This is a genomic window from Ectothiorhodospiraceae bacterium 2226, from assembly GCA_013348725.1.
Lineage (GTDB): Bacteria > Pseudomonadota > Gammaproteobacteria.
The window spans coordinates 1,101,288-1,110,791 of the sequence record CP054689.1; the positions used below are offsets into that span (position 1 = coordinate 1,101,288).

Below are 9,504 nucleotides of genomic sequence, written 5' to 3' on the forward strand. Positions count from 1 at the left end.
ACGAACGTCCATGCACACGCGGTCACCCGGCTTGGGCATAAGGGTAGGTAAACAGCGCCAAGTGCGCGAGATTGAGGCCGAAGTGGACCAACATGGCCGCCTCCAGACGCTCGCCCGCGAGTTGATAGGTCAGCCCATAGCCCACGCCGGCGGCCGTGGCCAGCCCTACGTACCACCAACCGCCGCCGACATGTGCCAGCCCGAAGGCGAGTGCCGCCACCCCGATGGCCACCGCGCCCGGCAGCACCCGCACCAGCCCGCGCTGCAGCAGGCCGCGAAAGAAACCCTCCTCCACGGCGCACACCACCAGCAGGTTCATCACCATCCAGGCCAGCGTGAGCGGCCACGGCGGCAGCCCGGGCATCCACGCGACGTAATCGACGGCCAGCGCCGCCGCGCCCACTACCGCCAGGGTCACGCCGCCGACCGGCAACGCCACCCCCGCCACCCGCCGCCACGCCGCCGCGTCGCGCGCCAGCGGCACCAGCCACAACAACAGGGGCACGGCGATGAGTGCCTTGTCCAGGCGCAGACGTAAGGCAAACGGCGCGCTCTCGGGCTTGAGCACGGCGGCCTCACTCAACGCCACGGGGAAAAAGCCCGGTAACAGCCCGAAGCCGAGCGCGAGCCCGAGCAGCACGAAACCGACCCACCCCGCGGCGCGCAGGCGCGCACCGTGCGCCGCCCACCAGGCGCTGGCGAATAGCAGCGTGAGCCACAGCAAGCCCACCGGCGCCAGGGCGCCGAACGCGAGCGCGACGGCCAAGGTCGCCAGCACCAACGCCCCTGCCGCCGGCAGGCGCACCCGTGCGGGCAGCCACGCGGCGGCAATGCTCGCCGCGGTGAGCGTGAGCAGCAGCGCGGACACACCCGACATCAGCGGCTAGCGGAGAGTACTTAGAGTTCGAGCGCCGCGTGTACGGCGGCGTTGACGGCGGCGGCGGCGCCGGGCCCGAAGCGGGTCGCGCCGGGCACGAAGTCGTCCGTGAAGGCGTAGTCGAAGGTGACGTCCTGCAGACCCAGGGCGCCGAACATGCGGCTCTCGAACGAATGGTCGTCCGCGTGCTGGACCAGCGTGGGCCAGCCGTCGGGGCCGGGTTCGAGGATGGGGCCGAAGAACACCACGCCGGGCAGGTTCTTCAGGCGCAGCGCGCAACTGCCGCGCGTGCGCCCCGACATGGGCAGGAAGTCGATGGTGCGGGTGAGCTTGGACTTGTTGTCCAGCGTGATGTCGATGCTACCGGCGATGGCCTCCACCTCCGGCTCATACGCCATCGCCTCGGCTTCGAGCGCGGCGCGCCAGCGATCGAGATCGCGCACGCCGAGGCGGCTCGGCAGAAACACGAAGCGCGCACCGCCCGCGGCCTGAATGGCGGCCAGCAGGGCCTCGTCGAACGCCGGGGTGTTGATGAGGATGCCGCCCGCCTCCTTGTCCTGCACCAGATAGCAGGCCGGCTCGTCCACGCCGCCCGCCACGAGATAGATCTCGCGGCCGGGGACGCTCAGCAGGTGTTGGAGATTGGGCTCGGACACGCGTGGTAGTCTAACAGTTTTTGTACGCCCGGATTATGAGCGAAACCCTGTTGTTACTGAGCGGCGGCGTCGAGAGCGCCACGCTGTTGTACACGCTGCGCGACGCGGCGCCGCGCGCGCTGTTTCTCGACTACGGCCAGCGCGCCGCCGCGCGCGAGCGGGCCGCGTCCGAGGCGCTGTGCGCGCGGGTGGGCGCGGCGCTGGTCGCGCTGGATCTGGCTGCGGTGGGCGAGCGCTTTCGCCGTGACCAGAGCAAGAAGCTGCATGTGCCCATCCCCCACCGCAATCTGATCGCCCTGAGCCTGGGGCTCAGCTACGCCGAACAGTGCGGGGCGCGGCGCCTCGCGCTGGGCTTGAACCGCGACGACCGCGACGCCTATGCCTCGGCCGGCGACGACTTCATCGCGCGCTTTCGCGCGCTCGCCCAAACGTTGAGCCCGCAGGTGGCGGTGGTCACGCCGCTGATCGCGTGGGACAAGGCCGAGGTGGTGCGGCGCGGCGAGGCCTTGGGGGTGCCCTGGTCGCTGACCTACTCCTGCCTGCTCGGCTACGCCGACCCTTGCGGGGCCTGCCCCCAGTGCAGCAAACGCCGCGCGGCATTCGCTGCCGCGGGCGTCGCGGAGCCCGGCGTCCGCTACGGGCGGGGGCACGCATGACGCTACGCCTGGTGGGGGTGCCGCTCTGTCCCTATGTCCAGCGCGTGGCGATCGTGCTGCACGAGCAGGGGCTGGCGTACGAGCGGGTGGACATCGATCTCAAGTGGCCGCCCGACTGGTTTCTCGCGCGCTCGCCGCTGTTGCGGGTGCCGCTGCTGCTGGACGGCGAACGCGCGCTGTTCGAGTCGCTGGTGATTTGCGACTACCTCGATGCGCTGGCGAGGCCATCACTCGCGCCGCCCGCCGCGTGGCAGCAGGCGCGCGAACGCGCCTACGCGGCGCTCGCCGACGAGTTGCTCGCGGCGCAGTACCGGGCCATGGACGCCATCGACGAGGAGGCGTGGGAGGCGGCGCGCGCCACCGAGCGGCGCGTGCTCGAGCACCTGGAGCGCGAACTCGCCGGGCGGTACTTCGGCGGCGAAGGTTACCGCTTGGTGGACGCGGCCTATGCGCCCTATGCCCAGCGACTCACGCTGCTGGAGGCGTGGCGGCGGGATCGTGCCGAGGCGGATCTGCGCGAGGGCCTGCCGCGCATCACGTCATGGTTGGCGGCACTCGCCCGGCGCGCGTCCACGCGCGCGGCGGCGGAGGCGGACTTCGCCGAACGCTTTCGCGCCGCCCTGCATGCTCAGCGCGGTGCGCACCACTACGTCTGACACCTCGCCTCGAGCTCCACCCGACCGTCACGCACCCGCACCGGGATCGCGGTGAGGCTGCGCCCCCGGCAGGGACCCCATTCGCAGTAGCCGTCTTCCAGACGGAACAACGCAGCGTGCATGGCGCACTGGATCATCCGGTACTCGGGATTGATGAAGTCGTGCGGCTGCCAGTTGAGCGCGACCCCGGTATGCGGGCAGCTGTTGCGGTAACCCCATACGCGCCCGCCGCGCCGCACCAGGAAGATGTCGCCGAGGAAGGTGCTGAACGCGCGCGCCCCCTCCTCCGGGATCTCGTCCAACGCGCACAGCACCGCCATCAATGCAGGCCCGCGCGCGCCGCGCGACCGCTGCGAAACGGCGGCGAGGCGTGGTGCAGAATGAGGTGCCAACCGGCGCCCGAGCGCCGGTAGACATTGGTCGCCAGCACCTGCGCCGCCGGCTGTGCCGGCACCTGCAGCGTTTCGGTGAGCGTATGGAGCGCCACGGCGCCATCGACCACGATCTGGCGGTCAGCTAGCGTGAAGCGCGCGCCCCCGGCGGCCCCGAGGATGGCCTCCCAGCTGCGGCGCACGGCCTCTTGCCCGCGCAGGCGCGGCCCGTGCGGGTGGATACACTCGATGGTCTCATCGGGCGCCCACACCGCCATCATCGCCTGCACGTCGCCGCGCTCGAAGGCCGCGTAAAAGGCCCGTTCTGCCGCCTCGGAGCTCTCAAATGCCTGCTGCAGCATCGCTCGCCTCCTAAAAACCCGAGAAAAATCGCTTCCGCAGCGCAAAAGCCTCTGGTGTTCGTGATGCGTTTTGATATTTTATAGCCACCCATACCACACCGAAGCAGGAGCAAGCGAATGGCCACCACCAAAAAGAAAGCCGCGTCCAAGAACGCGCCCAAGAAAAAAACCGCTGCCCGCGCCAAGAAACCCGCTGCTGCCAAGGCGGTAGCTCCCAAGGCGGCAGCCCCCAAAGCGGCGGCTCCGCTGAAAGCGGTGTCGGACCCGTTCACCAAGTCTGCTTTGTTCAACCACATCGCCGAGCGGACCGAGCTCAAGCGTAAAGACGTGGCCGCCGTGTTCGACGAACTGGCCAACGTCATCAACGCACACGTCAAGAAGCGTGGCGCCGGTCAGTTCACCCTGCCGGGTCTGGCCAAGATCAAGGTCGTGCGCAAGCCCGCCACGCGCGCGCGCAAGGGCGTCAACCCCTTCACCGGCGAGGAAACGGTGTTCAAGGCCAAGCCCGCGCGCAACGTCGTGAAACTGCAGCCCCTCAAGGGCCTCAAGGACATGGTCAAGTAGACCTCGTCCTGCACGCGGTACCCGACGCCCCGTGGGAGTCCACGGGGCGTTTTTCGTTATGGGGTCAGCGACCCCGTTTATTTGCAAACGCGTCCCCCATGGGGTATCAAGAAATCACGGCCCTCCCAAACGACGAAGGAGGTACACATGACCGCGTTTGCTCCACTGCCGTACACCACGCTGCCGGATGGCATGTCATTCCGCCGCCCGCCGCAGCGCCTGCCCGACGAGGTGCAGCCTGACGATCCTGCGGTCAGCGTCATGACCGACCTCGACAAGGTCGCGGCGGTCACCATCGGCCGGCGCGCCACCATCGAACAGGCGAACCAGAAGATGATCGCCAGCGGCGTCCGTCTGCTGCTGGTCACCGATGAACACAACGATGTCCAAGGACTGATTACCTCGCGCGACATCCTCGGCGAGAAACCGATGCTCTACATGCAGCGCATGGGGGGGACGCGCGACGAGATCCTGGTCGAGCACATCATGACCCCCCGTGACGAATTGGAGGTGCTGCACTGGGTGGACGTGCTGCGTGCGCGCGTCGGCGATGTGGTGGCGACCCTCAAGCACATGGGGCGTCAGCACGCGCTGGTGGTGGACGTGGACGAATACACCCGCCGGCCCGCGGTGCGCGGCATCTTCTCGGCGACGCAGATCGGCAAGCAGCTTGGCGTGCAGGTCGAGCCGGCGGAGATCGCCAAGACCTTCGCGGAGTTGGAGTCGGCCATCGCCGCACCGGCCTGAGTTCGCGACGCCCCACGAAAAAGACGCCGGCGCAAGGCCGGCGTCTTTTTTGCTACAACGACCGTCCGGGCATCGGCCCGGCGCCGTCGTCAGAACAATAGTTTGAAGCCGAGGTGCGCACCGCGGTCAACGCGCTCGGTACCGTTCGACAGTTTCATGCGGATGTCGCGGTGTCCTACATAGATGAAGGCATGTGGAATGAGCTGGTAGTCCAGCCGCACCCCGACTTCCTGCACGCGGTCGGCATCCAGAAACGAGACGATACGCGGGGCGTAGTAGAGGTGTCCGCCGAGACCCACGCCGCCGAGTTCGGGCGGCGCCCAGCGTCCCTGTCCACCGAGCGCCAGCGCCAGGCCGTCCGCGTCGTCGGTTTGAATGCCATAGATGCGCCCGCCGAGGCCGAGATAGTTCGGCCCGGCCAGCCCGTGATTGAAGATGTGCAGCCCCGCCGTCACCGCCGCGTTGCTGTCCTCGTTGTACATGAAGCCGAACTCGACGTCACTGTGACCGTATTCGCCGGTTGCCATACGCGTGGAGTACAACACGCGCGCGCTCTCATCGCTCAGGTTGACATCCAGGGACCGCGCCATGGCACCCGGCGCCGCCAGCACGCTTGCGCCCGCCAGGGCCCCGGCCATCGCCACTACTCGCCACGTCATCGTGTGCTCCTTCTCGTTGGTTTCTTCCCTTGCGGGTCGCGGCGTATTCTAGCAGCTTGCCACCCGCAGGCTGCGTCGTTCCGTTAACAGGATGCTGAAAACGGGCTGTGCTGCGCGTTTCAACGCGCGCGGCGCCGGCGGCTAAACTGGCCGGTCGATACGCGGCTGCTAACCTGAGATTGACGACGAAGGGGAGGAAATTGGACATGAACAAGCTCCTGGGAGTGCTGGTCGGTCTGGCGGTAGCCGGTGGCGCGATCGCCGACGAGCAGCAACAGCGGATCGAAGAGAGCCGCGCGGCGGTGCAGGCCTTCGGCAAGGAACTACAGGGCGAGCTGCGGGCGGCCATGCAGGAAGGCGGTCCGGTGCAGGCCATCGAGGTCTGTCACCGTGTGGCACCGCGCATTGCCGCCGATCTGAGCGAAGAACACGGCTGGATCGTGGGCCGCACCACGACCAAGCTGCGCAACCCCGATAACGCCCCCGACGCCTGGGAGCGCGCCGTTCTCGAGGACTTCGAACGCCGCGCGGCGGCCGGCGAGGCGCCCGGCGAACTCGAGCACGCCGAGGTTGCGGAGTACGAGGGGCAGGAGGCCTTTCGCTATATGCGCGGTATCGGCGTCGGCGAGGTCTGCCTGAGCTGCCACGGCGCCAATCTCGACGAATCGGTGGCGGGCACCCTCAAGCGCCTCTATCCGCAGGACGAGGCGCGCGGCTACGGCCCGGGCGAACTGCGCGGGGCGTTTACCATCGTGCAGCCGCTCGACTAGGAGAACCGGCGGCGATACTCGCGGCGGCGGCGCTGCCGCCCCGCTCTGCGACTCAGTCGCGACTCAGCGCTTACCGCCGCCCAGGCAAGGCGGCGAGGTGGGCGCACCGCCCCGCGCGGCCCATTCCTCCGGCGTCAGGGTATGCAACGCGAGGGCATGAACGTCCTCACGCAACTCCTGCGCGAGCACGGCATTGATCTGGCGATGACGGGCGACCAGCGGTTTGCCCGCGAAGGCCTCGGACACCACCACCAGTTTGAAATGCGACTCCGAGCCAGGTGGCACGTTGTGGTTGTCGCTCTCGTTGATCACTTCCAGGTGCTGCGGGTGCAGCGCCTCGCGGACCTTGCGCTCGATGGCGGACTGGACGCGCATGCTCACCTCCTCAGGCCTTGGCCATCAAGCCCTCGTACTTGGCCTGCAACTGCTCACGGCTCTCGGTGTTGTCCGGGTCGACGATGATGCAGTCCACGGGGCAGACCTCGATGCACTGCGGGGTGTCGTAATGGCCCACGCATTCGGTGCACAGGTCGGAACTGATCTCGTAGATCTCGTCGCCCTGAGCGATCGCGGTGTTCGGGCACTCCGGCTCGCACACGTCGCAGTTGATGCACTCGTCGGTAATGAGCAGTGACACAGTCACCTCCTGTAGGCTAGTGCCGGCGCCAACGGCGCCGCGCCGGCGACTATATTAGCGCATTCTGTTGCGCCTGACCGCCAGGCGTCGGCGCGGTCCCTTAAGGGCCGCGCTGCTTCAAGGCGGCCTGCACCAGCGGTGGGACGAACGGCGACACGTCCCCGCCCAGTCCGGCCAACTCGCGTACCAAACTGGACGAGATGAAGGCGTGCTCCTCGGCGGGAGTGAGAAACAGGGTTTCGACCGTCGGCGCGAGGCGTCGGTTCATACTGGCGAGCTGAAACTCGCGCTCGAAGTCGGAGACCGCGCGCAGCCCGCGCAACACCACACGCGCGCGCTGCTCGCGCAGAAAGTCCACCAGCAGCCCGCCGAAACCGTGCACCTCGACGTTCGGCAGATCGTCGACGGCGCCGCGCGCCAACGCCACCCGCTGCTCCAGCTCGAACCACGGCTGCTTGCCCGCGCTTTGCGCAACCCCCACGATCACCGTGTCGAACAGGCGCGCGGCCCGATGGATCAGGTCCACATGCCCATTGGTGATGGGATCGAAGGTGCCCGGGTACACCGCCCTGATTGTCATACCGCCCCCTCGCTGCCGCGCCCGTCGGGCTCTGCCCCGGGGCGAACAGCCAGATAATAACGCACTTGGCCGGCGCTGCCTGCGCGCAGGAACTCCCAGCCCGCAGGCAGCGCCGGCGCCGGTGCGTCGGCTTCGGCCTCGAGGTAGATGCGCGCGCCGGGCGCGAGCCAGCCGCCCTGCTCCAGACACGCGCAGGTCGGGACCAGCAGGTCGCGGCGAAACGGGGGATCGAGAAACACGAGGTCGAACGGCTGCGCGGCGCCGCCCGCCAAGTAGCTCTCCGCGCTGGCCAGGTGCACCTCGGCCTGCTCCAGCGCGCCCAGAGCCGCAACATGCGCGCGCAGCTGCGCGACCACGCGCGGCTCGCTGTCCACCATCACCACCAACCCGGCGCCACGCGACAGCGCTTCCAGGCCGAGCGCGCCGCTGCCCGCGTAGAGGTCCAGGCAGCGGGCCCCCGCGACCACCGGCTGCAGCCAGTTGAACAGCGTCTCTCGTACCCGGTCGGGTGTCGGACGCAGGCCCTCCACCTCGGCGATAGGCAGGCGCCGGCCCCGCCAGCGCCCCGCGATAATGCGCAAACTGCCCGGACGCGCGGCGCTGCGGCTCGAACGGGGACCTCTAGCGCGCATCGGCCGCCGTATCGGCGGCGCCGCCGCCGACCAGGACCACGGTCAGCGCCTCGGGCAGCACCCGCCGACGGAAGGCGTCGCGCACGTCCTCCAGAGTCACCGCCTCCACCCGCTCGTTGTAACGTGCCAGCCAGTCGAGCGGCATGTCGTAGAACCCGATCGCCGCCAGCTGCTCGACGATCTTGCTGTTACTGTCCAGGCGCAGCGGAAAGCCCCCCGTGATGCTGAGCTTGGCGGCGCGCAGCTCCTGCGCCGTGGGGCCCTGCTCCACGAACTTCTCGAGCGTGGCGCGCAATACGCCGAGCGCCTGGTCGGCCTCGCGGTTGCGGGTCTGCAGACCCATCACGAACGGGCCGGCCACGCGCATGGAGCGAAACCCGCTGTAGGCGCTGTAGGCGAGGCCGCGCTCCTCGCGGATCTCGCGCACCACGCGGGATCCAAAGCCGCTGCCGCCCAGAATGTGGTTACCGACCATCAGCGGAAAGAAGTCGGGGTCGCCCCGCTCGATCGCGGTGTGGCCGACCAGGATATGGGTCTGGCTGGACGGGAAGTTCACGCGCCGTTCCTGGCCGTCGCTCGCGCGCGGCGGCGCCGGCAAAGCCGGGGCAGGCTCGCCGCTCGGCAATCCTCCTACCACGTGCTCGGCGACCGCCTCGGCCTCGGCGCGGTCGAGCGCGCCCACAATGGCCACCGTGGCGTTGCGGCCGACGTAGTATCGGGCATGAAACGCCTGCAGGACCTCGCGCGTGAGCTGCTGCACGCTGGCGGGCGTCCCCAGCGATTGATGGCCATAGGGATGGCTGCCGTACAGCGCCTCGTAGAAGTTGCGCTGCGCGATCGGCCCCGGGTCCTGTTCGCGCGCACGCAGGGCGGTCACGGTGCGGCTGCGCTCGCGCTCGAGCGCCGGCTCCGGAAAGGTCGGCTCCCGCAGCACGGCCGCAAAGGTCTCCAGCGCCGGTGCAAGCAGCGCGGGCTCGGTGAGACTGCGCAGGCTGGCGACCGCCATGTCGCGCAGCGCGCTGGTGCCGACTTGGGCGCCCACGCTCTCGAAGCGGTTGCCGATCTCGTCCACGTCCCACTCGCCCGCGCCTTCACGCAGCATGGCGTTGGTCATCAGCGCCAAGCCCGGACGATCGCCGTCGCGCGCACTCCCCGCATCGAACACTACGCGCACATCCACCATGGGCAACTCGGGCGCGGCCACGAACAGTACCCGCGCGCCGTTCTCGGTCTCCCAGTGCTCGATGGCGGGCCCCTGTGCCATGGCGGCGCCGCCCGTCACAGTCAGCACCGCCGCAAGCCACGCCCGGCCCCACGTCTTCCAGCTTTGCATAGTC

Annotated in this window: 15 protein-coding genes; 5 read left to right on the forward strand and 10 right to left on the reverse strand. The window is 68.9% G+C overall.

The annotated features are described in order from the left end of the window. Positions 1-22 precede the first annotated feature (22 nt). Positions 23-877, reverse strand: coding sequence for a CPBP family intramembrane metalloprotease (locus HUS23_05270; protein QKT03258.1), 855 nt, complete (start codon positions 875-877; stop codon positions 23-25). Between the two features lie 20 nt (positions 878-897). Continuing rightward, a complete protein-coding gene (locus tag HUS23_05275; protein ID QKT04981.1) occupies positions 898-1,509 on the reverse strand; it encodes a hypothetical protein in 612 nt (203 codons plus the stop codon). A 59-nt stretch (positions 1,510-1,568) separates the two neighbouring features. On the opposite strand from HUS23_05275, the gene HUS23_05280 reads away from it, so the two are divergent. Continuing rightward, the gene (locus HUS23_05280) at positions 1,569-2,189 is read left to right on the forward strand and encodes a 7-cyano-7-deazaguanine synthase (GenBank protein ID QKT03259.1); all 621 of its coding nucleotides are present in this window, start codon (positions 1,569-1,571) and stop codon (positions 2,187-2,189) included. After that, positions 2,186-2,845: a glutathione S-transferase gene (locus HUS23_05285; GenBank protein QKT03260.1), complete on the forward strand. Its 660-nt coding sequence runs from the start codon at positions 2,186-2,188 to the stop codon at positions 2,843-2,845. The genes HUS23_05280 and HUS23_05285 overlap by 4 nt, the downstream gene beginning before the upstream one ends. On the opposite strand, the gene HUS23_05290 is transcribed toward HUS23_05285, so the two are convergent. Together HUS23_05290 and HUS23_05295 are read right to left on the reverse strand one after the other, a co-directional pair. Beyond that, positions 2,836-3,165, reverse strand: coding sequence for a Rieske (2Fe-2S) protein (locus HUS23_05290; protein QKT03261.1), 330 nt, complete (start codon positions 3,163-3,165; stop codon positions 2,836-2,838). The genes HUS23_05285 and HUS23_05290 overlap by 10 nt on opposite strands. Further along, positions 3,165-3,578 carry a nuclear transport factor 2 family protein gene (locus HUS23_05295; protein ID QKT03262.1) on the reverse strand — a complete coding sequence of 138 codons (414 nt, stop codon included), beginning with the start codon at positions 3,576-3,578 and terminating at the stop codon, positions 3,165-3,167. The genes HUS23_05290 and HUS23_05295 overlap by 1 nt, the downstream gene beginning before the upstream one ends. A 117-nt stretch (positions 3,579-3,695) precedes the next feature. On the opposite strand from HUS23_05295, the gene HUS23_05300 reads away from it, so the two are divergent. Next, entirely contained in the window at positions 3,696-4,142 is a 447-nt protein-coding gene (locus HUS23_05300; GenBank protein QKT03263.1) for an HU family DNA-binding protein, read from the forward strand. A 147-nt stretch (positions 4,143-4,289) separates the two neighbouring features. Then, positions 4,290-4,889, forward strand: a complete 600-nt coding sequence (locus HUS23_05305) for a CBS domain-containing protein (protein QKT03264.1) — start codon at positions 4,290-4,292, stop codon at positions 4,887-4,889. Between the two features lie 89 nt (positions 4,890-4,978). Here HUS23_05305 and HUS23_05310 read toward each other — a convergent pair whose 3' ends face one another. Beyond that, positions 4,979-5,548, reverse strand: coding sequence for a hypothetical protein (locus HUS23_05310; GenBank protein ID QKT03265.1), 570 nt, complete (start codon positions 5,546-5,548; stop codon positions 4,979-4,981). Between the two features lie 206 nt (positions 5,549-5,754). Here HUS23_05310 and HUS23_05315 point away from each other — a divergent pair, with 206 nt between their 5' ends. Next, positions 5,755-6,318 (forward strand): DUF3365 domain-containing protein, encoded by a 564-nt coding sequence (locus HUS23_05315; GenBank protein ID QKT03266.1) that lies wholly within the window; start codon positions 5,755-5,757, stop codon positions 6,316-6,318. Positions 6,319-6,381: 63 nt separating this feature from the next. Here HUS23_05315 and HUS23_05320 read toward each other — a convergent pair whose 3' ends face one another. The 5 genes from HUS23_05320 to HUS23_05340 all read right to left on the reverse strand — a co-directional run bounded on the left by HUS23_05320 (position 6,382) and on the right by HUS23_05340 (position 9,500). Further along, positions 6,382-6,693, reverse strand: coding sequence for a BolA family transcriptional regulator (locus HUS23_05320; GenBank protein QKT03267.1), 312 nt, complete (start codon positions 6,691-6,693; stop codon positions 6,382-6,384). Between the two features lie 10 nt (positions 6,694-6,703). After that, positions 6,704-6,955 (reverse strand): YfhL family 4Fe-4S dicluster ferredoxin, encoded by a 252-nt coding sequence (locus HUS23_05325; protein ID QKT03268.1) that lies wholly within the window; start codon positions 6,953-6,955, stop codon positions 6,704-6,706. A gap of 100 nt (positions 6,956-7,055) precedes the next feature. Next, positions 7,056-7,535 carry a pantetheine-phosphate adenylyltransferase gene (coaD, locus tag HUS23_05330; GenBank protein ID QKT03269.1) on the reverse strand — a complete coding sequence of 160 codons (480 nt, stop codon included), beginning with the start codon at positions 7,533-7,535 and terminating at the stop codon, positions 7,056-7,058. Then, positions 7,532-8,167 (reverse strand): 16S rRNA (guanine(966)-N(2))-methyltransferase RsmD, encoded by a 636-nt coding sequence (gene rsmD, locus HUS23_05335; protein ID QKT03270.1) that lies wholly within the window; start codon positions 8,165-8,167, stop codon positions 7,532-7,534. Before rsmD ends, coaD begins: the two co-directional genes overlap by 4 nt. Further along, positions 8,157-9,500, reverse strand: coding sequence for an insulinase family protein (locus tag HUS23_05340; GenBank protein QKT03271.1), 1,344 nt, complete (start codon positions 9,498-9,500; stop codon positions 8,157-8,159). The genes rsmD and HUS23_05340 overlap by 11 nt, the downstream gene beginning before the upstream one ends. Between the last annotated feature and the right edge of the window lie 4 nt (positions 9,501-9,504).

What these genes read in the sequence shown, in the direction of transcription:
- HUS23_05280 (QKT03259.1), top strand. Translation starts at nt 1,569, where the DNA reads ATGAGCGAAACCCTGTTGTTACTGAGCGGCGGCGTCGAGAGCGCCACG.
- HUS23_05300 (QKT03263.1), top strand. Translation starts at nt 3,696, where the DNA reads ATGGCCACCACCAAAAAGAAAGCCGCGTCCAAGAACGCGCCCAAGAAA.
- HUS23_05315 (QKT03266.1), top strand. Translation starts at nt 5,755, where the DNA reads ATGAACAAGCTCCTGGGAGTGCTGGTCGGTCTGGCGGTAGCCGGTGGC.
- HUS23_05305 (QKT03264.1), top strand. Translation starts at nt 4,290, where the DNA reads ATGACCGCGTTTGCTCCACTGCCGTACACCACGCTGCCGGATGGCATG.
- HUS23_05310 (QKT03265.1), bottom strand. Translation starts at nt 5,548, where the DNA reads ATGACGTGGCGAGTAGTGGCGATGGCCGGGGCCCTGGCGGGCGCAAGC.
- HUS23_05320 (QKT03267.1), bottom strand. Translation starts at nt 6,693, where the DNA reads ATGCGCGTCCAGTCCGCCATCGAGCGCAAGGTCCGCGAGGCGCTGCAC.
- HUS23_05295 (QKT03262.1), bottom strand. Translation starts at nt 3,578, where the DNA reads ATGCTGCAGCAGGCATTTGAGAGCTCCGAGGCGGCAGAACGGGCCTTT.
- HUS23_05290 (QKT03261.1), bottom strand. Translation starts at nt 3,165, where the DNA reads ATGGCGGTGCTGTGCGCGTTGGACGAGATCCCGGAGGAGGGGGCGCGC.
- HUS23_05340 (QKT03271.1), bottom strand. Translation starts at nt 9,500, where the DNA reads ATGCAAAGCTGGAAGACGTGGGGCCGGGCGTGGCTTGCGGCGGTGCTG.
- coaD (QKT03269.1), bottom strand. Translation starts at nt 7,535, where the DNA reads ATGACAATCAGGGCGGTGTACCCGGGCACCTTCGATCCCATCACCAAT.
- HUS23_05285 (QKT03260.1), top strand. Translation starts at nt 2,186, where the DNA reads ATGACGCTACGCCTGGTGGGGGTGCCGCTCTGTCCCTATGTCCAGCGC.
- rsmD (QKT03270.1), bottom strand. Translation starts at nt 8,167, where the DNA reads ATGCGCGCTAGAGGTCCCCGTTCGAGCCGCAGCGCCGCGCGTCCGGGC.
- HUS23_05270 (QKT03258.1), bottom strand. Translation starts at nt 877, where the DNA reads ATGTCGGGTGTGTCCGCGCTGCTGCTCACGCTCACCGCGGCGAGCATT.